Source organism: Yersinia vastinensis, from assembly GCF_902726565.1.
GTDB classification, from domain to species: Bacteria; Pseudomonadota; Gammaproteobacteria; order Enterobacterales; family Enterobacteriaceae; genus Yersinia; species Yersinia vastinensis.
This window is the reverse complement of sequence record NZ_CACVAF010000010.1, coordinates 104,040-127,260: the sequence shown is the minus strand read 5'-3', so window position 1 is coordinate 127,260 and position 23,221 is coordinate 104,040. Positions and strand designations below refer to the sequence as shown.

The window sequence follows — 23,221 nt, the reverse complement described above, 5'->3', positions numbered from 1 at the left end:
ATAGACTGTTAATTCTAATTTTAAAATATATTAAGGAGATAAGTTATGAATGATATTAAAACTGTTCTGGCACGTTGGGGCGTCTGGGCCAGAGATCATTCTCATCTTGATTATCCACATATTGCGAGTGGATTTAAGGGTGCGACTGCGATACGGCGAAAAATTGAGCCTTGCTGCGATAATGACGGGCTTATAATAGATAATATTCTTGGTAACTTACAGCATGCTTCTAAAGAAAGCGGATTAGAGCTTATTCTTCGTCATTATGTTTATGGCCAATCCAAATGTGCTATTGCCAGATTAAAGAAATGTGATGAGCGCGAAATAAGAAGTCAATTACAAATTGCTGAGAGCTTTATTGATGGTTGTATAACGCAATCGAAAGTTTCACTGGAAATGTGTAGGAGATAATATTAGCGTATTTATTGTAACTCACTAACCCCAATGCCAGATGGCTATCCAACATTGGGGCGCTGATTAATCCGAACTCACTGCTTTACTTCAAATGGCTACTGAATACTTTCGAGTTACCTAAATCATCAATTAAGACGAAATTGACGGTATTACTGCCGGCGAGTGGTGCGCGGTTGAGTGGAAAATCGAGCGTTGAAAAAGGCGCTATCATATCCGGTAGACTTTCTGCCGAACCTAATGTCAGAGAAGCTAATGACGCATAATAAGGCGTCGGGTTATTAACTTTAACCAAAGCAGTATTATCATTACGCACCAAAGTAAAGGTTAATGCTTTACTCAGTGTATCCCCCGGCGCAGATAAATTATTTGGCCGATAAAATACTTTATATTGCATGCGCAAAGCCAAGGTGACGAAAGATTCATCTTCAACTTTAGTCACGGTTTTGGGAGGGATTTCGTAAACATTGAGCCAAAATGCAGATTCCCTATCCGTCGGTAATTTACTGGCCCCGGATAAAATCAGCCGCAGGCTGCGTTGCGCCTGTGGTTGTAGCCGAAACAGCGGTGGGAGCACCAATACAGGGGAAATGGCTTTCTCCGGTGTTGCCATCAAATTACCATCATCCACCCAAACCTGAACTGCTACCGGATAGTTATTGCTGTTAACCAGTTGCAGTGACTCTTCAGTGCTGCCTCCGCTGAAGATAATACGGGTCTTTTCTGCAATCACGCTTGCCATGGTGGGCAGGCTCCAAGTCACCATAAGCAAGAACAGCAAACTTGCAATCCCACTATTTACGCGTTTGAAAAGGATATTATTGGATACGGATAACCACTTGCGCATGCGCATTCACAGCTCCTGGCGTCACAGTTTGTCCGCTGATTTTGCTTAACTCAGCCCGAAAATTCTCAGTGTAACTATTGCCTCCGGTCACGGCGCCAGTGACTTCTTGTGCGCCTTGGAAAATGCCATACCAGCCACCATCGTTGCCGGTTAGTGTGACATTTTTTGATAACAGATTGATCGGATTATTATTACGGTAAATACGGATCCCAACACCGCTTGCGGTTCCAGAGGTGCCATAATTATCAGAAACTAAATGGCTGATCCCGCCGCTACCATTCATTAACCCCAATGCTTGGGCTTTCGCTGCATTTGCTGCGGGAACCAGAAAGCCCATTGCGACTGTACCTGCGGTAACTCCAGAGGTAATACCGGTCTGGCACTGAAAGTCCACACTAAATTCAGCCGAACTGGTATTACCGCCATTGAGTTCTGCCACCGAGATACGGGGCAATATTACTGTCGGTGTAAAATTAGTGACGGCACAAATTGTAGTTCGGCGGAAAGTCACATAATTATACAGCCCTATGGATGCCGGCCAAGTACCATACCAACCGGGCCAGTTAGCTACCGAGTCAGTGCCTTCAATTGGGCCACTGATGCCCGGTCCTTTAAACGCGATATAGGCATTGGGCTGGGTATAGGCGTAGGCATAAGAGGCCGCATTATTTGTTGAGGCTCGGGCATAGTCAACGCGAAATAGCTCAGTATACAAGTTACTGAAATTCTTGGCTTTGACCAAGATACGCCCAGAGCTATCCGTATCAAGATCCGTTAAGCGACGGCCTTTCCATAACCGGGAGTAATACTCACCGGTGGATAAGTTTGTAAGTCTGATAACAACATTGCGGACATAGGTGGCAAAACCAGAAGGAACGTTGCCTGCAATATTTCCATCTTCATTCTTGCCGCCAAAATCGTTATCGCCGTTAGTGGCATACATTTCAAAGAGCTGATCAACATCGGCCGCCTCACAGCGGAATAGCACCCGCTCAGGGTCATAACCGGTATTTAAAGCAAAGGTCGTAAAGTTTGATGTGGCAGCTGCTAATAGTGTGCCATCCGGTTGAAAGTTGGCATTGGTGCTAAGGTCAATAACCCCCGGCAAACCGAGTGACCCATTATTGTAATCCAGAGAACCGGCCCACGCACTTGCTGTACCATCACCAGCCCCAAGCTGGCTTTGCAGGGTAATTTTGGTGCAGGCAGACCATGCCGATGTACTGCAGAGGCCAATAAATAGCATCACACCCGCCAGTAGGGGCGGATAACGATGACTGACTGCGGTAGCTGGCCGTGAGACTTCGCAAGATATTAACTGCTTTGTTGGTCTTAACATTATTTTTCTCATAATTGTTAACGGCGGCAACTGCCTGTTATATGGATAATATCTTGCTCGGTATCTTGGCGACCAAAAGCATAAGGCAATTCACATTGCTCACCGCTGTTTTCACCCCAGCGGACATAAAGTGAACCCTTATTATCTTTTACACGTGCATAGATCTGGTTGCCTTGACCTACCATACCGACAATTTCATCTTCGCTGTTATACACATCTGCACCCAGAGGTAATCCTTCGTCATTAGCGGTTTGGGTTTGAATTAATACCGCATAACCCGTCAATGTTTCGAATTTTACTTTTACTGCGGCCCCTGCATATGGCACAACGCGGCCTTGATTTTCTTTTAGCTCAGTGTTGCGATTAATACCTTTGGTATCTAAAGCGATTGTATTGTAATTATACGGCGTTAACGCTGGGACCAGAGCAAAACCGTTATTATCAATTCTTGCCCCTTGCGCATTACGAACCGTCGCCCCTTGGGCACCATCAGCTTCAATTAAGCCAAAGGTTTCACCCAGATAAGGCCCAAGTGTCACACCCTTGCTATGTATTACTGCCGCGCCACGAGCCCCTGCACCATATTGGGTGTAATTACTGCCACGTGAATAACTGCCATTAACTGTCGCATTAGGGAATTGCTGTTGCACATTGGCCCCCCAACTTGTCGAGCTGCTGCTGATATTACTGTCGTCGTAGCCTGCATTGACGGAATAGTTAAAACTATTGCGTTCGCCAGCAGCCCCCGATAATGACGTCTGGTAGTTATTACCACTTTTCGGATTACGATTGGCGGACATAGATAAATATTGATTTCGATTACCTATATTTAGCGGAATAGACACCGTTAACGTCGCAATATTTTCAGTATTGCCGTAGCGCGTTGTTGTTGTGTTCTCATTGGTGTCATCATTCTCCCAATCAAACATTGTTGAGGTATACACACTGCGCTGACGACTGATGGCCACGTTGTAACTGATATCTCGATAACTATTTGAATAACCTAACTGTAATTGGGTGTCTCTCTGCGTATCGTTATAATAATCACTGGTAGAGGCAGAGGCGAACAGTTGACCAAATCGCCCCAAGTTCTGGTTGATTGTGGTGGTAAATTGGCTGCGTTGTTTATAGGTAGATGAGTCCCATGTCCCGCCATTTTTTTGCACGGAACGAACACCGAACACATCGTTTAAATCACGATACCCTTTGGTTGAATAGCGATATCCCGCCAATGAGAATGTCGTCCCCGTTTCACTGAATGTCTGGCTATACGTTGCCTGCATCCGCCAGCCATCCTGAGTCTGATCATCTTCAACTTTGGCGTGAGAGTATGTGGTATTAAGGCCAAAGGCCCCAATTGGCGTACCGAGTACCCCACCGGCCAGGACGGCAGTGTAATCTTTTGCTAAACGTAGGCCACTGTTGGCTGTTAGCTGGTTAGTCAGGCCGCGCTCATAGGTAAAGTCGGTGAAATAGTTATCGATATCGCTGAAGTCGCGGGACTCGCCAACAACGGCACTATAACGGCTCACTCCCGGGCGCATTGAATCAGGTACTGCGCTGAATGGCACAGTAAATGTCGAGCGGCTACCATTGGCCTCTATTACCTCAACATTGAGATCACCCTGGCTGGTGGTGCTATACAAATCATTAATAACAAAGGGGCCGGGAGCGACGTTAGTTTCATAAATTTCACGCCCATTCTGGCGAATAATCACCCGCGCATTGGTACTGGCAACACCACGGACTTCAGGAGCAAAGCCGCGCATTGACTCAGGCCACATGCGTTGGTCGGTCGCCATTTTCGCCCCACGGAAAGACATGGTGCCGAATAACGTACTGTCGGTAAATGTTTCACCCAGCGTTAACTGGCTATCCAGTTGTGGGATAGGGCGTTGCAGGTAGGTACGAATATTATTCCACTGAGTATCGCTGCCATTATTATTATCGGAATAACGCACGTTTGATTGTTGGCGTATTTGCCACAATCCTAAATTCAGGCCACTTTTTAAACCCAGAAATCCATAATCAGAAGTGCTATTTTGCAATTGGGATTTTGTGTCGCTGCGATAAAAGTTAGCGCTGTAATTAACGAATGCGAGTTTTTCGCCTTCTTCCCACTCGCTTCGCTCAATAAAACCGCGAGGCCGTTTTTGTAATAAGGCCTGTGGAATTGACAGCTCTAAACGTAATTTAGCCTGATCAAAATGGAAAGAGGCTCCCTTTATCCTTTCGGCGAGTGGTACGCATTGCTCTGTTGAGGAAGCCTCCGAATCTGAGGGAATGGATTCTACCTCAGCCGTAGGTGATTTTTGAGGCGCAATATTATCTTTATTGGTTAGCTCAATACCTGCCGCAGTTAAAAATTCATCACTCAGGCAGGGGTAAACTTCTGATGAGTCAGCATTCTTAACAAATTTAATTGTCGTACGCTTTAATGGTCTGTTATTCACTAAAACATCGACTGCATCGTAACTTCCGGCGGTAACAGAATTTTCTTTATTCAGTTGATCCAAACCTGATGCGAATTTTGTACCTAAAAAGAGAGACTCATCAAATTCAAGATTTTGTGATTCTTCTTGGGCCAATACTGCATCAACATGTAAGACTAAAGTCATACATAACGTTAATGCTTTCTTACGGCCAGAGAACGTCTTTTTTAGATTAACCTGAGTAACTCTCATAAATATTCCTTCGCCGGAAAGGTACTACTTAATTTTATAACTGCCGGTATCTTGCCCGCCGAAATCATTGACTATCAGGAAATTAACCGTGGCATTAGAAGGTGCAGATGAATTTGGGATAACCCATTGAGCTTGAGACATAGGTGGGATCATCTCTGATTTCATTTTCAGTTTTTTACCCCCACCAACAATTTCACCGCTGGCAATAGTGGCATAGAAGCCGGTTGGGTTTTTCCCCGTCACAACGACATCTTTACCTTGTTGACGAAGAGTAAAAGTCAGTGCGCTGGAGACCTTATCAACCTGGCCAACAATGCTGTCTGGTCGATAAAATACTTTAATGCGGTTACGCATCAACACTAACATTTTATTATTTTTTTCTGCTTTATTGACGGGAGGAACTTGTAAAAAGTTAAGGTAGAAAACGGATTCTCTGTCTGTCGGTAAGCCGCTGCCTGTATATTTCAGTCGTAATGTTTGACCGGCATGTGCTTCCATACGAAAGAACGGAGGTGTAACAATAAAAGGTGCCTTGCCCGTTTCTGGTGTTGACTTATCATCACCGCTGTCTAGCCAAACCTGAACAGCATTAGGAAAGTTATCATTATTAGTTAATTGCACACTGTGCTCTTTCTCGCCTGCCGAATATATAATGCGACTACCATTCATGACTACACTGGCGTTAGCAAAAGATATACCCATAAAAATTAATAAAGCGATAAACAGATAACGGTAGCTATGTGTATTAAGCGTCATGGGGATACCCTCTGAAAAAGACTGGGAAATAGTTATATTGGTGGCGGTATTTGGCACAGCAGAAAAGACGCTGCGCACATTCACCCGAATCACTTACTGCTAAGTGTTTCGGGATCTTTGTGCTTGCGACTTCCTGCAACGCCAATTTACTTTGAGGATATCCTATCCAGTAATACAGATATTACAGGTAAGAAACGGCATATTGTACGGATGCAATCACAGAACCAGGAGCTGCTTGACCAGTTGCATAATATTGAACGGCAAAATCATGTTCTGCTGAAGTCTCACCTGCTTTTAACACTATACCATCTTGTGCCAAACCACTATTTAGATCGATACCTGTTGTTGTGGTGGTGTCTTTCAACAATTGAAGCTCAACGTTTGATGCGGTACCTGTATTCTTTAAGTTACCTGAAGCTGAAACTTGGTTGCCGAGGAAAACAGTTTTGATATTAACGTCATCAACCCCAGGAGCACAACCTGTAACACCCAGTGTAAAGGCAGTTTTACCGGCAGTTTTACCAGATGTATCTAAATCGCTGCTTGATACTGTTGGCAACAATACCATTGGGTTTGCATCAGCCCCGTTGACAGTAACTGAACAGGTTTGTGCTGTGACTTCCCCTTGGAAAGTAATAGTATTATTACTGGCTGCCATAGCAACAGTTGCAGACGCAGAGAATAATGCAATAGCCAAAGTAATCTTATTCATTTAAAACTCCAATACAGTAATTAGATATGAATCAAACCTTCACTCGGGTTTAAAATATGAGTGAGTATTTAATTTAATAATATGAAGTGGGTTAATGACTATATGTACGAATACTATTCGACTATACTCGCCAAGTTTCCACATGCTTTAATTTAAGTAATTTAGTGAGTGTTATTCTGTTCACGTCGATTACTTGATGAGGAGAATAATATAGAAAGTAATCAGGGCTGGACATAAGACAAACGAACCAATTTATGTGAGAAAGTTCCTACATGGGTTAAATTGCAAGTTAATTCAATATAACATTATGTATTTAAAGTGTTTTTTCCATTCGCCAAAAAATAATTAATAAGATCTTTCTTGTTGTTTTTGTCGTTAAATTCATTTTTTGGCTGTTTTTCCCACTAAGAATGACATTGTGGATGTAATTAAAATGCCTTTTTAAACGTTAAATTCGCACTTTACTGTCATGCTAGATACAGCTATCTAGGCTAATATGACTTCAGCATTGTTATTAAAAGTATTGTTATCACTGCTACATCAGTGGGGGATGGAGAGACGATAAGTATTATTTGCGCCACCGATAAAGTGGCGCGCGAGCAATTTAATTACGATATAACACTTTAATAATGTGATAACCGAATTGGGTTTTAACCGGGCCATAAGGTTGCAATAATTCGCAGCTAAATACCGCTTTATCAAATGCAGGAACCATATCCCCTTTATTAAACTCGCCCAAATCACCGCCGTTACGTTTTGACGGGCAGTTAGAGAATTTTTTCGCTAACTCCTGGAAGTTCGCACCATTATTCAACTGTGCCAGAATATCGTTTGCCTGCTTTTCATCATCAACCAGAATGTGCAGCGCGGAAGCTTTGTTTGCCATAGTAACAATCACCATCAATTTATAGGGTCTTGGACGAAGGTTATCTTCAATCGGGTTTTGAAGCGCGCCAGTGTAGCCTATTTTGACGGTGATGGGGTCTTTGTGGGCTGGGTTTTACAAATCAAAAACCTCAGGCGGTTTTTTTTTCATCAACCACTTTCTGCTACAATCCTGTACCCCCGTAAACCCAAGAGCTTCTGAGTGCCATGCAATTAAATCCCAGCCAACAACAAGCTGTCGAATTCGTCACTGGACCCTGTCTGGTGTTGGCCGGTGCGGGATCGGGCAAAACTCGAGTCATTACAAACAAGATTGCCCATTTGATTCGCCAGTGTGGTTATCAGCCCAAACATATTGCTGCGGTGACCTTCACCAACAAAGCCGCACGTGAGATGAAAGAACGCGTGGCTCAAACGTTGGGGCGTAAAGAGGCGCGGGGATTGATGATTGCGACGTTCCATACGTTGGGGCTAGAAATTATCAAAAAAGAGTATGCCGCGCTGGGGATGAAATCGAACTTCTCGCTGTTCGATGCACAAGATCAGTTGGGGCTACTAAAAGACCTGACCCATAAGTGGTTGGAGGACGACAAAACATTGTTACAACAGTTGATATCTCAGATATCTAACTGGAAAAACGATTTGCTCTCGCCAATGGCTGCGGCGGCACGGGCACGATCTGAGCGCGATAAGCTATTTGTCCATTGCTATGGCTTATATGACGCCCATTTGAAAGCCTGCAACGTGCTGGACTTTGATGACTTGATCTCTTTACCGACGTTGTTGCTGCAAAATAATTTGGAAGTGCGCGAGCGTTGGCAAAACCGTCTGCGTTATCTGTTAGTCGATGAATACCAAGACACTAACACTAGCCAATATCAGATGGTTAAATTATTGGTGGGTAGCCGGGCACGTTTTACTGTGGTGGGTGATGATGATCAATCTATCTATTCATGGCGCGGTGCACGACCACAGAATTTAGTCTTGCTGAATGAAGATTTCCCACAGCTGCAGGTGATCAAACTGGAGCAGAATTACCGTTCTTCTGGCCGAATTCTAAAAGCGGCGAATATCTTGATTGCCAACAACCCCCATGTTTTTGAAAAACGACTGTTTTCTGAGCTGGGATATGGTGATGAGCTGAAAGTCATTACTGCCAACAATGAAGATCATGAGGCTGAGAGGGTGGTTGGCGAGCTTATTGCTCATCACTTTGTCAAAAAGACGCAGTACAGCGATTATGCCATTTTGTATCGCGGCAATCACCAGTCACGGCTGTTTGAAAAGCTGCTGATGCAGAACCGTATCCCCTATCGTATTTCAGGGGGGGATTCGTTTTTCTCTCGCCCAGAGATCAAGGATTTACTGGCTTATCTACGGGTATTGACCAATCAGGATGATGACAGTGCATTTTTGCGTATTGTGAATACGCCAAAACGTGAAATAGGTTCAGCGACCATTCAAAAGTTGGGTGAATGGGCTAATTTGCGTAATAAGAGCTTGTTCCGTGCCAGTTTTGATATAGGGCTTGGCGAGCACTTAAAGGGCCGAGGTCTGGAGTCATTACAGCGTTTCACGCATTGGATCGACGGTATTATCCAGCTGGTGGATCGCGAACCCGTGGCAGCAGTGCGGGATTTAATCCACGGCATCGATTATGAGAGTTGGCTCTTTGAAACCTCTCCCAGCCCAAAAGCGGCTGAAATGAGGATGAAAAACGTCAATTTATTATTCAGTTGGATGACCGAAATGTTGGAAGGCTCAGAACTGAATGAGCCGATGACACTGACCCAAGTTGTCACGCGCTTTACCCTGCGCGACATGATGGAACGTGGAGAGAGTGACGAGGAGTTGGATCAAGTACAACTGATGACGTTACATGCTTCAAAAGGGTTGGAATTCCCTTATGTATTTTTGGTCGGTATGGAAGAAGGGTTGTTACCACACCAAAGTAGCATTGATGAAGATAATGTGGATGAAGAACGGCGGTTGGCCTATGTGGGCATCACCCGTGCGCAGCGCGAGCTGTTTTTCACCTTATGCAAAGAGCGGCGTCAGTATGGTGAATTGATTCGGCCGGAACCCAGCCGTTTCTTGATGGAATTACCGCAGGACGATTTGAAATGGGAAAATGAACGTAAAGTGGTTAGCCCACAAGAGCGGATGCAAAAAGGGCAGAGCCATTTGGCTAATATTCGTGCCCAGCTAGAGAAAGCCAAAAAATCGTAGTAGGGAGTAGATACAAAGAACAGCAATGGGCGGTTTTTTATCATGGATAAATAACCGCCCATTTTTTATCTATTTACATGCAATGTGCATTACGGCGTGACAGGCTTGCCATCCACTGTGACATTTTTTATATCACGGAAGTGCCACGGTGTATCACCGCGCAATTCAGTAAAGGTGACTTTATTAAATTCGCTGTCACGTAAATCACTGATGGCGGTCGGTGTGACATTGTTAAATTGCACATTATTAACGTGTACCAAGCGATGCCAAGCTTGATTAGCACTATCCCCTTTGATTTCAATGGATGCATTTTTGCCGGTAGTATTATCCACCGTCACATTTTTTACTGTGAAATCATAGAACTGAGCAGGTATCTTGGCCGGTGGATAATCAATATTGGCATTGCTATCAGCATAATCCAATGTCATAACCATCACCTGTTTAGCTAAGTCGCGCATCGCATTATTTCGAAACGTTACATTACGTGCTCCGCCACCAATGGTACTGGTGCTCTTGGCGCGTAAGCCGATATCCGTCAGGAACATAACGTTATTTTCAGCCAAAATATCCTCAATCCAAGCACCGGTATGACTGCCCGTGACGATGGCACCATGCCCCATTCGGAAATAGTTATTAAATAGCCATGCACCTTTCATTGGTTCTTGTTGCTGTGCCTTTTCCCCTGTACCAGCCGCAAAGTTGATGCAATCATCGCCAGTATCAAAGAAGTTGTTAAACACCATGACATTCTGGCTATTACCAAACTCGATGCCGTCGCCGTTATTTGCATCATATGTTTGGTGAATTAATCCGTTAGCAACAACATTATGGTTTTCCAAATTCATGATGCCGTGGAATGCCGGGTTACGAACCGTAAAGCCCGCCAGATACACATTCTCTACCCCACGCAATGTCATCAGGCTAGAGCGGCGCTGACCATAGGCATTTTTTAAATCCATACCTTCAGAAACAGCCTTCTCAACCTGATTTTTGGCCAGAATGCCATCTTCATGCACTTTACTGTTCTTACTCGCCACATATTGCGGTAATGGGTGGCCTAGCTCATCAGTAATCTCAGCGGTTTTCGCTCTTAACCAACCATTGCCATCAATTACCCCTGAACCGGTAATCCGAATATTACGGAATGTACCGGGCTTACTGTTATTGGGATCGATGGCATTGATCAGTGAAGCAGGGCGTTCAATGGTGGAATAAGGATACAGGCGGTAGCCTGCTGGATAATCTTCGGGATTCTCCGAGCCGAGTAATGTTGCGCCTGCGAGGAGGTTGAGGGTCATATCACTCTTCAGCCACAATGCGCCGCTTTTGTAGGTACCCGCAGGGATATCAACGCGACAGCCTGGCTTGCAGCTATCAATTGCCTGTTGTATCGCTTTGGTATTCAACGTCTTACCATCATCTACTGCGCCGAAATCGCGTACATTCACAATCTGGGGTTTGGCCGTGGTTTTTGCCGTAATGGGGGTACTTGCCGCAGATAAGGAGCCATCGGCGTATTGTGCTTTCACCGTAAATTGATAGCGGGTTTCAGGTTTCAGCCCCGTTACCGTAAAGTTTTGCATCACGATTTTATGCTGGAAATTATCTTTGTCATTGGTATAGAAGTGATCAATATAGGGCTTGGCCGGTGAGAATTTATCATTGTTATCGCTGGCTTTACCTAGCAATTTCCCGGCAGAGTAAATCTGATAATCGACAATTTTGCGAGTATCTTCCGGTGCTTTCCACACCAGAACAATGCTGCTTTCGTCATAAGCAAGGGTAGGAACCTGTAACTGCTGCGGGGCGTCATGATGACTTGATTTGGCTGCCATTGCCATAGGCGCGCCGACCATCAGACTGGAGATAATCACCAGTGTACCAATGGTATGAGGGCGTTGAAGCTGTGCTCGCATTTTTGTTCCTCATTAATGAGATTAAGCATTTTGGCTTGCAATTAGGATGCAGCGTTCTTCCCTAGAGGTGGCGAATGAAACATTGAATACAATAAAGAAACGCTGTTTTATAAAAATACACACATTGTTTCTATTTTAAGCTGGCGACGATCACATTCTGATAGTTTTGCTTTATTTTGTAAGGGGTAACAGGTAAGAGATGCACGTTTGGGAGGTAAAATAGTGGGAAAGTAGGGCGACCAACGGCCACCCCACAGAATGGAAACTTAATTGAGTTCTTCTAACAATAGGGGCCATTGAACATAGCTCTGCCAATGACTTTCTTGTTCTAATGCTTCTGCTCGGTAAGGATGTTGTTGCAGCCAGCCCTGAGGCAGCAGTACATAAAGTGCCTCGCCATTAGCGCGCAATCTAACGGCTGGTAAGGTGTCATCCCGCCGACGGCTGGAGAAAATAATCGCCAGACGCAGCAAGCGGCACAGATGTTGTGCCATATCTACCGGCAATGCATTTTGCTGATTGAGCAGTGACAAATCGAGGGTATCACACTGGTTTTGTAGCAAAGCAGAAAGCAGAAGTTTTTGAGCAGGGGTAAAACCGGGTAAATCCAGATTGCGAATCAGGTAAGCAGCATGTTGGGGAGCGCGTTTAAAATCGACGCTTAGACCAATTTCATGAATCAAACAGGCATTTTGCAATAACTCACGACATCGGCCATCAAGATGCCACTCTTTTTCTACCTGAATTAAAAAACTATCAGCCAGTTTGCTGACACGCTTGGCTTGCTCGGTATCAAGGAAATAGCGGCGTTGCAAATTTCGCACCGTTCGGCTGCGAATATCCTGCTCTACCGGCAAATGAAGCATACCGTAGACTAAACCTTCACGCAGTGCACCGCCAGCCAGTGTCATGCTCTCAATCGCCAGTTCTTGGAATATCGCGATTAAAATAGATAACCCGCTAGGAAAAACCAGCGCTCGCTCCAGTGTTAAACCGGGGATTTCCAGCTCTTCTAGCTTGCCGCACTGAATGGCTCGTTGCTTAAGTTGTTGCAATTTGGCTAAGGTGATCAGTTCATCCATCCCCTGCGCAACCATGATCTCTTGCAATGCTTGAACGGTACCAGAAGCGCCGACACAAATTTGCCAACCATGATGACGAAAACGTTCGGCGATGGGTTTGAGCATCTCGCGAGCAGCCAGTTCAGCGCGTTCAAAATTATCTTTAGCCAGATTGCGGTCACTAAAGTAACGCTCTAGCCAAGTAACACAACCCATTGATAAACTAACCAGAATATTGGCCTGAGCGCCACTGCCTGTTACCAGCTCGGTGCTGCCACCGCCAATATCCACCACCAGACGCTGCTCCGGCCCACCGGTGGTATGTGCCACACCGTGATAAATCAGGCGGGCTTCTTCTTCCCCACTGATGACCTGAATGGGACAACCGAGGATCTCTGTCGCAGTTTGCAAAAACTCTTCCGCATTTGAGGCCAAGCGCAGAGTCGCTGTCGCCACCACGCGGATCTGATCCAGAGGAATGTCCTGCAAACGCTCTGAAAATAACTTCAGACATTGCCAGCCACGTTCCATGGCTTCTTGCGATAGGTGATTTTGCGTATCCAAGCCCGCGGCCAGACGGACTTTCCGTTTGATTCTAGCCAGAGTTTGGATACTGCCTGCCACCTCACGTACCACCAACATATGAAAACTGTTGGAGCCAAGATCGATGGCAGCATAAAGTGAGGTGGAACTTAGCATCATTTATCAGCTCGGTCGCTTACGGTTATTCCGCGGTGCACCACTATTACGGCGTGGGGCAGAGTTACGGCGTGGGCCATTCCCTGTACGGGTACGGGCCAGACGTTTTGGCGCCGGCAAATCGGTTAATAGCGCATCGCTATTATATTTGCTTACCGGAATGCTATGACCGGTATAGGTCTCAATAGCCGGTAAGTTTAATGCGTACTCTTCACATGCCAAGCTAATGGAATGACCACTTTCGCCAGCACGACCGGTACGGCCAATGCGGTGAACATAGTCTTCACAGTCATCTGGTAAGTCATAGTTGAAGACATGGGTGACCAGTGGAATATGCAGACCACGGGCAGCAACATCGGTTGCAACCAGAATATCCAAATCACCTTTGGTAAAATCTTCCAGAATTCGCAGGCGTTTTTTCTGTGCCACATCACCAGTCAATAGACCGACACGATGACCGTCAGCCGCTAAATGGCCCCAGATTTCTTCACAACGATGCTTGGTATTAGCAAAAATAATACAGCGGTCTGGCCATTCTTCTTCAATCAACGTCTGAAGCAGACGCATTTTTTCTTCATTTGAAGGGTAGAACAGCTCTTCTTTGATGCGGTGACCGGTTTTTTGTAACGGTTCCACTTCAATATATTCTGCATTATTCATCTGTTCAAAGGCCAATTCACGTACCCGATACGAGAGAGTGGCAGAGAACAACATGTTTAAACGCTTATCAACAGAAGGCATACGGCGGAATAGCCAGCGGATATCTTTGATAAAGCCCAGATCGTACATCCGATCCGCTTCATCCAATACCACCACCTGAATGGCGCCAAGGTTAATGTAATTTTGTTTTGCGTAGTCGATTAAACGGCCAGTGGTGCCGATCAGAATATCAACGCCACTCTCCAGCACTTTAAGCTGTTTGTCGTAGCCGTCACCACCATAAGCCAAGCCTAATTTCAGCCCGGTCATCTGGGAAAGTGATTCTGCATCGGAGTGAATTTGCACTGCTAATTCACGCGTTGGTGCCATAATCAATGCGCGTGGTTGATTAGTCTGGCGACCCTCTTCTGCCGGGTGAGAAAGCAAATAATGGAAAGTAGACGCTAAGAATGCCAGCGTCTTGCCGGTTCCTGTTTGCGCCTGACCCGCTACATCACGCCCGGATAGGGTGAGTGGCAATGCTAACGCCTGAATCGGCGTACAATATTGAAATCCTTTGTTTTCAAGGGCTTCAATAACTAGCGGGTGCAGGGCGAAGTCGGAAAACTTCTGTTCGGTCAAGTGTGTTTTGCTCATAGTGTGGTAGAATATCAGCTAACTATTGCTTTACGAAAGCGTATCCGGTGAAATAAAGTCATCCTATTGTTGGTTAATGCTACACCAACGAGGTAGACACAATCCTTTGGAGTAGAACATGAGCGATAAAATTATTCACCTGAGTGACGACAGCTTCGACACTGACGTGCTGAAAGCCAGCGGCCTGGTTCTGGTCGATTTCTGGGCAGAATGGTGTGGTCCGTGCAAGATGATTGCTCCGATTTTGGATGAAATTGCTGAAGAGTATGAAGGTAGACTGACCGTCACTAAATTGAATATTGATGACAATCAGGGTACGGCACCAAAATATGGTATCCGTGGCATTCCTACGCTGTTGCTGTTCCGTGACGGTGAAGTTGTCGCCACCAAGGTGGGCGCCTTGTCTAAAGGTCAGCTTAAAGCCTTCTTGGATGCAAATCTGTAAGCGGCGTTAAATCGCCAGCACCCAATGCCATTGATGTTGCAGCAAGGTCGCACACAAGCAAGTTCCAATGCGTTGACTCAGGTCACGGATTGCCGCAAGTGAGTGTCGCTAACACCGCTGTGGCTTCAAGGCTGTAGGGTGTGTTTAGCGGCAGTTGTGATTTCTCACACTGACCGCTAGACGCCTGCAAAGAAGCGTGTTAAGTTTACCTCACTGCGTATAGAACATTCCTGTGTATTGAGTCCGGGTTTGTAGCATCTAGCTTATTCTTTAGTATCTAAGAAATAGTCTGTAGCATCTAAATAGTTTGAATCTAAAGTTTTACTCTATGTCGAAATAATTTGTGTTGAGAATATGTATGAACTCAATCAGTTTTTGACAGTCTAGTGGTTTTACAAAATCAGTCTAAGGCACCTTCAATCTTTATACCGTTGTGTCGCGCAAATCTTGCGTAAGTCATTACTTGCGTAGTTTGTCCCAAGGCCGGTGATTGAATGTCCCGTTAAACAGGCACGGATGACGCTGCCATACCATTCACGACCATAGTTCGAGACATACCCCGAGTTTAAGAACCCACCATTATGAATCTTACCGAATTAAAGAACACGCCGGTTTCTGATCTGATAACACTTGGCGAAAATATGGGGCTGGAAAACCTGGCCCGGATGCGTAAACAAGATATTATTTTCTCTATTCTTAAGCAGCATGCGAAAAGTGGAGAAGATATCTTCGGTGATGGCGTGTTGGAGATATTGCAGGATGGATTTGGTTTCCTCCGTTCAGCAGACAGCTCCTACCTCGCCGGTCCCGACGACATCTATGTATCCCCAAGCCAAATTCGCCGTTTCAACCTCCGCACTGGTGATACCGTTGCCGGTAAGATTCGTCCACCGAAAGAAGGTGAGCGTTATTTTGCACTGTTGAAAGTTAACGAAGTTAACTATGACAAACCGGAAAACGCCCGTAACAAAATCCTGTTCGAAAACTTAACTCCATTACATGCCAATTCTCGTCTGCGCATGGAACGAGGGAATGGTTCGACTGAAGATTTAACTGCTCGTGTACTGGATTTGGCATCACCAATTGGTCGCGGCCAACGTGGTCTGATTGTGGCTCCGCCAAAGGCGGGTAAAACCATGCTGTTGCAAAACATTGCAACCAGCATTGCTTATAACCACCCTGATTGCGTCTTAATGGTATTGCTGATTGACGAGCGTCCGGAAGAAGTGACCGAGATGCAACGTTTGGTGAAAGGTGAAGTTATTGCTTCTACTTTTGACGAGCCAGCGTCTCGCCACGTGCAAGTGGCTGAAATGGTTATCGAGAAAGCGAAACGTCTGGTTGAGCATAAAAAAGACGTTATCATTTTACTGGACTCGATTACTCGTTTAGCCCGTGCCTACAACACCGTGGTTCCTGCTTCAGGCAAAGTGCTGACCGGTGGTGTGGATGCAAATGCCTTGCATCGCCCTAAACGTTTCTTTGGTGCCGCACGTAATGTTGAAGAGGGCGGTAGCCTGACCATCATTGCTACTGCGTTGGTTGATACCGGTTCTAAAATGGATGAAGTTATCTATGAAGAATTTAAAGGTACCGGCAACATGGAACTGCATTTATCGCGCAAAATTGCCGAGAAACGTGTGTTCCCAGCGATTGACTTCAACCGTTCAGGTACTCGTAAAGAAGAGCTGTTGACGACCACTGAAGAGCTGCAAAAAATGTGGATCTTACGTCGCATCCTTCATCCAATGGGTGAGATCGATGCCATGGAGTTCCTCATCAGCAAATTGGCAACAGCAAAAACTAACGATCAGTTCTTTGATAACATGAGACGTTCGTAAGTTTCACCTGTTCTATCAAAACGCCACGCTCAGTCGTGGCGTTTTTTGCATTTGGAATATAGGATAGCCGGGATTGTTATCCATGATGTGGATGAATCAATTGAACCGGTCTCTATTTTTGCTCTTAATTGTCATTATTGGCGAGAAAATACCAAAAATAGAGTTGGGAATAACAAGCAAGGCTGTCATCATATTCAGAAATAACTGAAAGCATGGGGCTGGCATGGTATACGCCAAGCCACATGTTAAGCTGTCGTATCTTTTTGCAGAGAGCGGTTAAACGTGAACTTACTCACTATGAGTACTGAAATATTTGTTATTTTCCTGTTTTCTCTGGCATTTTTATTTGTTGCTCGCAAAGTTGCCAAGAAAATTGGATTAGTTGATAAGCCCAATTATCGTAAGCGCCACCAAGGGTTGATCCCATTAGTGGGCGGAATATCTGTGTTTGCAGGTATTTGCTTTACCTTCCTGATTACTAACCAGCAGATCCCCCATTTCCGCTTATATCTCGGTTGCGCCGGTTTATTGGTGTTTGTTGGTGCTTTAGATGACCGATTCGATATTAGTGTGAAAATCCGCGCCTTTGTTCAGGCGTTGGTTGGTATTGCTATGATGGTTTTCGCCGGGCTTTATTTGCGCAGCCTGGGGCATGCTTTTGGCCCATGGGAAATGGTGTTAGGGCCGTTTGGTTATGTTGTGACACTGTTTGCAGTATGGGCGGCGATAAATGCGTTCAATATGGTGGATGGCATTGATGGTTTGCTGGGCGGTCTATCCTGTGTCTCTTTTGGCGCAATGGGGATTCTGCTGTATCAAAGTGGGCAGATGGCATTAGCACTGTGGTGTTTTGCAATGATCGCGGCCATTCTGCCTTATATCTTGCTCAACCTTGGATTATTAGGCCGTCGCTATAAAGTTTTTATGGGTGATGCTGGCAGTACTCTGATTGGTTTCACTGCAATTTGGATGCTGTTACAAAGTACGCAAGGTAACGCACACCCGATTAATCCTGTCACCGCATTATGGATTATTGCCATTCCATTGATGGATATGATTGCCATCATGTATCGGCGCTTACGCAAAGGCATGAGTCCGTTCTCCCCAGACCGTCAACATATCCATCACTTAATTATGCGTGCCGGTTTTACTTCTCGGCAGGCTTTTGTCTTAATCACATTGGCTGCGGCACTGTTAGCTGCGGTGGGTGTTATCGGAGAACGGCTAACATTTGTACCTGAATGGGTCATGTTGGCATTATTCTTGCTTGCATTTCTGTTATATGGCTACTGCATTAAACGGGCATGGCGAGTGGCGCGTTTTATCAAGCGCATCAAGCGTCGTATGCGCCGTGCATCGCAAAATAAGCATGAATCTTAACCAGAGGCTTTTAGGCAGTGATGAAACCAGAATCTATGTCGACTGATAAAACAGGATCTACCAATAATGAGCTTGCTGTGGATAACGAGTTAGACATCCGCAGCCTGTGCCGCACTCTTTGGCGCGGTAAAGTGTGGATTATCGGTATGGCAATTCTCTTTGCTGCAATAGCGCTGGGTGTCTCCTATATGGTGAAACAGCAGTGGAGTGCGACGGCAATTACTGACCGGCCAACAGTCAATAATCTGGGCGGTTACTATTCCCAGCAGCAATTTTTACGCAATCTGGATACTCGCATCAACAGTGGTGTTGCCAGTGAGCAGCCGGGCATCTCTGACGAAGCATACGGTGAGTTTATTACTCAGTTGGCAGCTTACGATACCCGTCGTGATTTCTGGCTGCAAAGTGATTACTACAAGCAGCGCCTGGAAGGTGATGCCAAAGCGGATGCCGCATTGTTGGATGAGTTAGTCAATAATATTGTTTTCACCCCACGTGATGACAAAAAAATACTGAATGACAGTATTAAATTGACGGCTGAAACCGCCAGCGATTCCAATAAATTACTGCGTAGTTACATTGATTTTGCCAGCCAACGTGCGGCCAGCCATTTAAATGATGAAATTCAGGGCGCTTGGGCGGCTCGAACTCAATCAATGAAAGCACAAGTTCAACGGCAAGAAGCCGTGGCTCAAGCGGTGTTCGACCGTGAAGTTGCTGCAGTCAAGCAAGCATTAAAAGTTGCAGACCAGCAAGGGATTAATCGTAATCAAACAGATACCCCAGCGGAGCAATTACCGGACTCCAAGATGTTTATGCTAGGCAAGCCAATGCTCGAGGCTCGTTTGGAAACCTTGCAAGCTACCGGCCCAAGTTTTGATATTGATTACGATCAGAATCGTGCAATGCTGGCAACATTAAATGTTGGGCCAACACTGGATAAAACATTCCAGGCATACCGTTACTTACGTACCCCTGAAGATCCGGTAACCCGTGATAGCCCACGTCGTGTATTCCTACTGATAATGTGGGGTGCCATCGGTGCATTGGTTGGCGCGGGTGTGGTATTGGTTCGCCGTACCAGTACGCAAGCATAAGTCTTTGCTGTAGAAGAGTATAAATCGTTAATGGGTGCATTGTGCACCCAACTTGCAGGCGCTGTCTGCGGCTAACTGACCTTAAAGAGATTCACTGTGAAAGTGTTGACTGTTTTTGGCACCCGGCCTGAAGCCATTAAAATGGCTCCTCTGGTGCATGCCTTGGCTCAGGATGAAGCCTTTGAATCAAGAGTTTGTGTCACTGCCCAACATCGTGAGATGTTGGATCAAGTGTTACGTTTATTTGAGATTCAACCGGATTATGATTTGAATATCATGAAACCGGGTCAGGGATTAACGGAAATAACCTGCCGAATTCTGGAGGGGTTAAAACCCGTGCTGGCGGAGTTTAAGCCAGACGTTATCCTCGTGCATGGTGACACCACGACAACCCTGTCGACCAGCCTTGCTGCATTTTATCATCGTATCCCTGTTGGCCATGTCGAAGCTGGCTTACGTACCGGGAACCTCTATTCTCCATGGCCGGAAGAAGCCAACCGTCAATTGACGGGTCATCTTGCCATGTATCATTTTGCGCCGACGGAAAACTCCCGACAGAATCTGTTACGTGAAATGGTGCCAGAAAATCGTATTTTTGTGACGGGCAATACCGTGATTGATGCGCTGTTCTGGGTTCGGGATCGGGTGATGAATAATCCAGAGCTGCGAGCCAGTTTGGCTGATCGCTATCCATTCCTTGATGCCAATAAGAAGATGATTTTGGTCACAGGCCACCGTCGTGAGAGTTTTGGTGGCGGGTTTGAGCGTATCTGTAGTGCATTGGCTGAAATCGCCCGTAAACACCCTGATGTTCAGGTTGTCTACCCCGTACATCTCAATCCAAATGTCAGTGAGCCGGTTAACCGTATCTTGAAAGGGATTGATAATATTATTCTGATCGACCCGCAAGATTATCTGCCATTTGTTTATTTGATGAACCACGCGTATCTCATTTTGACAGATTCCGGTGGTATTCAGGAAGAAGCGCCTTCATTAGGTAAGCCAGTACTGGTGATGCGCGATACAACAGAGCGTCCAGAAGCTGTCGATTCCGGTACTGTTTTGTTGGTAGGCACTAATATTAATAAGATTGTCGATGCAGTGACCCGCTTACTGACTGATGAAACTGCCTATCATCAAATGACACGGGCACATAATCCTTACGGTGACGGGCACGCCTGTCAACGCATCCTTGAAGCTTTAAAGAATCATCAGGTGACGCTATGAGTTTTGAAACTATTTCTGTTATCGGTCTTGGGTATATTGGTCTGCCAACTGCTGCTGCTTTCGCGTCGCGCAAGAAGAAAGTGATTGGTGTTGATGTTAACGCCCATGCCGTTGAAACGATTAATCGCGGTGCTATCCATATCGTGGAGCCGGATTTAGATAAAGTGGTAAAAATTGCTGTCGAAGGGGGTTACCTGCAGGCAGTAACCAAACCACTGCCAGCAGATGCGTTTCTCATTGCCGTGCCGACACCGTTTAAAGGCGATCATGAACCCGATATGGTTTTTGTCGAATCAGCCGCTAAATCTATTGCCCCTGTACTGAAAAAAGGCGATTTGGTGATTCTGGAGTCTACATCTCCAGTGGGTGCCACTGAACAAATGGCACAATGGTTAGCAGAAGCTCGCCCTGATTTAAGTTTCCCGCAACAAGCAGGTGAAGAGGCAGATATTAATATCGCTTATTGCCCTGAGCGTGTGTTACCGGGGCAGGTGATGGTCGAACTGATTCAAAATGACCGTGTTATCGGTGGTATGACGCCAAAATGTTCTGCCCGCGCCAGTGAGCTGTATAAAATTTTCCTCGAAGGTGAGTGTGTGGTGACGAACTCCCGCACCGCTGAAATGTGCAAGCTGACTGAAAACAGCTTCCGTGACGTGAATATTGCCTTTGCCAATGAGCTGTCACTGATTTGTGCTGAGCAGGGGATCAATGTATGGGAGCTGATTCGTCTGGCGAATCGTCACCCACGTGTGAATATCTTGCAGCCAGGCCCGGGTGTTGGCGGCCATTGTATTGCTGTAGACCCTTGGTTTATCGTTTCTCAAAATCCACAACTGGCCCGTCTGATTCATACCGCACGGTTGGTGAATGATGGCAAACCACTGTGGGTTGTTGACCGGGTGAAAGCGGCTGTGGCGGATTGTCTAGCGGCGACTGATAAACGAGCCTCTGAAGTGAAAATTGCCTGTTTCGGCCTAGCATTTAAGCCAAATATCGATGACCTGCGTGAAAGCCCAGCAGTTGAAATTGCTCATTTGATCGCCCAATGGCACGTTGGTGAAACATTGGTGGTTGAGCCTAATGTTGAGCAGTTGCCGAAGTCTCTGGCGGGTCACGTTACCTTGAAAGATACCGCGACGGCCTTACAGCAAGCCGATGTGCTGGTGATGTTAGTGGATCACAGCCAATTTAAGGCGATTAAACCTGAAGATGTGAAGCAATCATGGATTGTGGACACTAAAGGAGTATGGCGTTGAGACGTATTCTAGTCACCGGTGGGGCCGGCTTTATCGGCTCCGCAGTGGTAAGACATATTATCAATGGCACCTCAGATAGCGTGGTGGTGGTTGATAAACTCACCTACGCGGGCAATTTGGAATCACTGGCGGTGGTTGCTGACAGTGAGCGTTACGCTTTTGAGCAGGTTGATATTTGCGATCGCGCTGAGCTGGATCGGGTTTTTGCACAATACCAACCGGATGTTGTGATGCATCTGGCGGCAGAAAGCCATGTCGACCGCTCTATTGATGGCCCGGCTGCCTTTATCGAAACTAACGTCATGGGTACTTACCAGATGTTGGAAGCGGCGCGCCATTACTGGCAGCCACTCGGTGCTGAGGAAAAACTGGCGTTTCGCTTTCACCATATCTCAACGGATGAGGTCTATGGTGATCTGCATGGTACAGATGATCTCTTTACTGAAACTACGCCTTATGCGCCCAGTAGCCCTTATTCAGCGTCCAAAGCCTCCAGTGACCATTTAGTGCGCGCTTGGCTGCGAACCTATGGCTTACCCACGTTAGTGACGAATTGCTCAAATAACTACGGACCGTACCATTTCCCTGAGAAATTGATACCGCTGGTTATTTTGAATGCGTTGGCAGGCAAACCACTGCCAGTCTATGGCAATGGCGCTCAGGTTCGCGATTGGTTGTATGTTGAAGACCATGCCAGAGCTTTGTATCAGGTGGTTACCGAAGGTGTGGTAGGCGAAACGTACAATATCGGCGGTCATAATGAGCGCAAGAATATTGAAGTGGTTGAAACTATTTGCAGCTTATTAGATGAACTGGTTCCTGAAAAACCAACGGGAATTGCTCACTATCGTGACTTGATTACTTATGTCAAAGACCGGCCCGGCCACGATATGCGCTATGCCATTGATGCCAGCAAAATTGAGCGGGAGCTGGGTTGGAAGCCACAGGAAACGTTCGAAAGCGGCATTCGCAAAACCGTATTATGGTATTTGCATAACGAATCTTGGTGGCGTCGTGTTCAGGATGGCTCTTACGCCGGTGAACGTTTGGGTTTAAGTGACTGATTTAGTAGTCTCTTGCCTATTGTAGGGCACCCCGCCATAGGCTAAAAAATCGATTCATCATCAGGACGGCGCT

Annotated in this window: 18 protein-coding genes; 9 read left to right on the top strand and 9 right to left on the bottom strand. The window is 45.9% G+C overall.

Going from position 1 to position 23,221, the window contains the following annotated elements; all coding sequences use genetic code 11:
• Window positions 1-45 precede the first annotated feature (45 nt).
• On the top strand, window positions 46-411 hold the full coding sequence (locus tag HUZ92_RS15785) for an antiterminator Q family protein (RefSeq protein WP_050140301.1): 366 nt from the start codon (window positions 46-48) through the stop codon (window positions 409-411).
• Between the two features lie 85 nt (window positions 412-496).
• Here the strand turns inward: HUZ92_RS15785 and HUZ92_RS15780 are convergent, their stop codons facing one another.
• The 6 genes from HUZ92_RS15780 to ppiC all read right to left on the bottom strand — a co-directional run bounded on the left by HUZ92_RS15780 (window position 497) and on the right by ppiC (window position 7,635).
• Window positions 497-1,264: a fimbrial biogenesis chaperone gene (locus HUZ92_RS15780; protein ID WP_050100929.1), complete on the bottom strand. Its 768-nt coding sequence runs from the start codon at window positions 1,262-1,264 to the stop codon at window positions 497-499.
• A complete protein-coding gene (stbD, locus tag HUZ92_RS15775) occupies window positions 1,230-2,504 on the bottom strand; it encodes a fimbrial usher protein StbD (protein ID WP_050100930.1) in 1,275 nt (424 codons plus the stop codon). The genes HUZ92_RS15780 and stbD overlap by 35 nt, the downstream gene beginning before the upstream one ends.
• Window positions 2,505-2,614: 110 nt before the next feature.
• Complete coding sequence (locus HUZ92_RS15770; RefSeq protein ID WP_050140302.1) at window positions 2,615-5,281, bottom strand: fimbria/pilus outer membrane usher protein; 2,667 nt, start codon at window positions 5,279-5,281, stop codon at window positions 2,615-2,617.
• Window positions 5,282-5,305: 24 nt separating this feature from the next.
• Window positions 5,306-6,037, bottom strand: a complete 732-nt coding sequence (locus HUZ92_RS15765) for a fimbrial biogenesis chaperone (protein WP_050100932.1) — start codon at window positions 6,035-6,037, stop codon at window positions 5,306-5,308.
• Window positions 6,038-6,218: 181 nt separating this feature from the next.
• Window positions 6,219-6,749 (bottom strand): fimbrial protein, encoded by a 531-nt coding sequence (locus HUZ92_RS15760; protein WP_050100933.1) that lies wholly within the window; start codon window positions 6,747-6,749, stop codon window positions 6,219-6,221.
• Between the two features lie 604 nt (window positions 6,750-7,353).
• Window positions 7,354-7,635, bottom strand: coding sequence for a peptidylprolyl isomerase PpiC (gene ppiC / locus HUZ92_RS15755; protein ID WP_004704164.1), 282 nt, complete (start codon window positions 7,633-7,635; stop codon window positions 7,354-7,356).
• A gap of 206 nt (window positions 7,636-7,841) precedes the next feature.
• On the opposite strand from ppiC, the gene rep reads away from it, so the two are divergent.
• Window positions 7,842-9,863 carry a DNA helicase Rep gene (rep, locus tag HUZ92_RS15750; RefSeq protein ID WP_145580146.1) on the top strand — a complete coding sequence of 674 codons (2,022 nt, stop codon included), beginning with the start codon at window positions 7,842-7,844 and terminating at the stop codon, window positions 9,861-9,863.
• Window positions 9,864-9,952: 89 nt separating this feature from the next.
• Here rep and HUZ92_RS15745 read toward each other — a convergent pair whose 3' ends face one another.
• The 3 genes from HUZ92_RS15745 to rhlB form a co-directional block, all read right to left on the bottom strand.
• Window positions 9,953-11,779, bottom strand: a complete 1,827-nt coding sequence (locus tag HUZ92_RS15745) for a glycosyl hydrolase family 28 protein (RefSeq protein ID WP_050100935.1) — start codon at window positions 11,777-11,779, stop codon at window positions 9,953-9,955.
• 266 nt (window positions 11,780-12,045) lie between these two features.
• Window positions 12,046-13,539: an exopolyphosphatase gene (gene ppx, locus HUZ92_RS15740; protein ID WP_050140312.1), complete on the bottom strand. Its 1,494-nt coding sequence runs from the start codon at window positions 13,537-13,539 to the stop codon at window positions 12,046-12,048.
• 6 nt (window positions 13,540-13,545) lie between these two features.
• Window positions 13,546-14,835, bottom strand: coding sequence for an ATP-dependent RNA helicase RhlB (gene rhlB / locus HUZ92_RS15735; protein ID WP_050100936.1), 1,290 nt, complete (start codon window positions 14,833-14,835; stop codon window positions 13,546-13,548).
• A 118-nt stretch (window positions 14,836-14,953) separates the two neighbouring features.
• Between rhlB and trxA the strand changes: the two genes are divergently transcribed.
• The 7 genes from trxA (at window position 14,954) to rffG (ending at window position 23,148) form a co-directional block, all read left to right on the top strand.
• Window positions 14,954-15,280, top strand: a complete 327-nt coding sequence (trxA, locus tag HUZ92_RS15730; RefSeq protein ID WP_050100937.1) for a thioredoxin TrxA — start codon at window positions 14,954-14,956, stop codon at window positions 15,278-15,280.
• A 581-nt stretch (window positions 15,281-15,861) separates the two neighbouring features.
• Window positions 15,862-17,121 carry a transcription termination factor Rho gene (rho, locus tag HUZ92_RS15725; RefSeq protein WP_004704159.1) on the top strand — a complete coding sequence of 420 codons (1,260 nt, stop codon included), beginning with the start codon at window positions 15,862-15,864 and terminating at the stop codon, window positions 17,119-17,121.
• A gap of 282 nt (window positions 17,122-17,403) precedes the next feature.
• Window positions 17,404-18,501: a UDP-N-acetylglucosamine--undecaprenyl-phosphate N-acetylglucosaminephosphotransferase gene (gene wecA, locus HUZ92_RS15720; protein ID WP_072086707.1), complete on the top strand. Its 1,098-nt coding sequence runs from the start codon at window positions 17,404-17,406 to the stop codon at window positions 18,499-18,501.
• Between the two features lie 20 nt (window positions 18,502-18,521).
• The gene (gene wzzE, locus HUZ92_RS15715) at window positions 18,522-19,598 is read left to right on the top strand and encodes an ECA polysaccharide chain length modulation protein (protein ID WP_050100939.1); all 1,077 of its coding nucleotides are present in this window, start codon (window positions 18,522-18,524) and stop codon (window positions 19,596-19,598) included.
• A gap of 96 nt (window positions 19,599-19,694) precedes the next feature.
• Complete coding sequence (gene wecB, locus HUZ92_RS15710; protein WP_050100940.1) at window positions 19,695-20,825, top strand: non-hydrolyzing UDP-N-acetylglucosamine 2-epimerase; 1,131 nt, start codon at window positions 19,695-19,697, stop codon at window positions 20,823-20,825.
• Window positions 20,822-22,084, top strand: a complete 1,263-nt coding sequence (gene wecC / locus HUZ92_RS15705) for a UDP-N-acetyl-D-mannosamine dehydrogenase (RefSeq protein WP_050100941.1) — start codon at window positions 20,822-20,824, stop codon at window positions 22,082-22,084. Before wecB ends, wecC begins: the two co-directional genes overlap by 4 nt.
• Window positions 22,075-23,148 carry a dTDP-glucose 4,6-dehydratase gene (gene rffG / locus HUZ92_RS15700; RefSeq protein ID WP_174846863.1) on the top strand — a complete coding sequence of 358 codons (1,074 nt, stop codon included), beginning with the start codon at window positions 22,075-22,077 and terminating at the stop codon, window positions 23,146-23,148. The genes wecC and rffG overlap by 10 nt, the downstream gene beginning before the upstream one ends.
• Window positions 23,149-23,221 lie beyond the last annotated feature (73 nt).

Excerpts from the sequence above, each read along its gene's own strand:
- ppx (WP_050140312.1), bottom strand. The coding sequence starts at position 13,539 with ATGCTAAGTTCCACCTCACTTTATGCTGCCATCGATCTTGGCTCCAAC.
- wzzE (WP_050100939.1), top strand. The coding sequence starts at position 18,522 with ATGAAACCAGAATCTATGTCGACTGATAAAACAGGATCTACCAATAAT.
- ppiC (WP_004704164.1), bottom strand. The coding sequence starts at position 7,635 with ATGGCAAACAAAGCTTCCGCGCTGCACATTCTGGTTGATGATGAAAAG.
- stbD (WP_050100930.1), bottom strand. The coding sequence starts at position 2,504 with ATGCTATTTATTGGCCTCTGCAGTACATCGGCATGGTCTGCCTGCACC.
- HUZ92_RS15780 (WP_050100929.1), bottom strand. The coding sequence starts at position 1,264 with ATGCGCATGCGCAAGTGGTTATCCGTATCCAATAATATCCTTTTCAAA.
- HUZ92_RS15765 (WP_050100932.1), bottom strand. The coding sequence starts at position 6,037 with ATGACGCTTAATACACATAGCTACCGTTATCTGTTTATCGCTTTATTA.
- rho (WP_004704159.1), top strand. The coding sequence starts at position 15,862 with ATGAATCTTACCGAATTAAAGAACACGCCGGTTTCTGATCTGATAACA.
- rhlB (WP_050100936.1), bottom strand. The coding sequence starts at position 14,835 with ATGAGCAAAACACACTTGACCGAACAGAAGTTTTCCGACTTCGCCCTG.
- trxA (WP_050100937.1), top strand. The coding sequence starts at position 14,954 with ATGAGCGATAAAATTATTCACCTGAGTGACGACAGCTTCGACACTGAC.
- wecC (WP_050100941.1), top strand. The coding sequence starts at position 20,822 with ATGAGTTTTGAAACTATTTCTGTTATCGGTCTTGGGTATATTGGTCTG.
- HUZ92_RS15745 (WP_050100935.1), bottom strand. The coding sequence starts at position 11,779 with ATGCGAGCACAGCTTCAACGCCCTCATACCATTGGTACACTGGTGATT.
- rffG (WP_174846863.1), top strand. The coding sequence starts at position 22,075 with ATGGCGTTGAGACGTATTCTAGTCACCGGTGGGGCCGGCTTTATCGGC.
- rep (WP_145580146.1), top strand. The coding sequence starts at position 7,842 with ATGCAATTAAATCCCAGCCAACAACAAGCTGTCGAATTCGTCACTGGA.
- HUZ92_RS15785 (WP_050140301.1), top strand. The coding sequence starts at position 46 with ATGAATGATATTAAAACTGTTCTGGCACGTTGGGGCGTCTGGGCCAGA.
- HUZ92_RS15770 (WP_050140302.1), bottom strand. The coding sequence starts at position 5,281 with ATGAGAGTTACTCAGGTTAATCTAAAAAAGACGTTCTCTGGCCGTAAG.
- HUZ92_RS15760 (WP_050100933.1), bottom strand. The coding sequence starts at position 6,749 with ATGAATAAGATTACTTTGGCTATTGCATTATTCTCTGCGTCTGCAACT.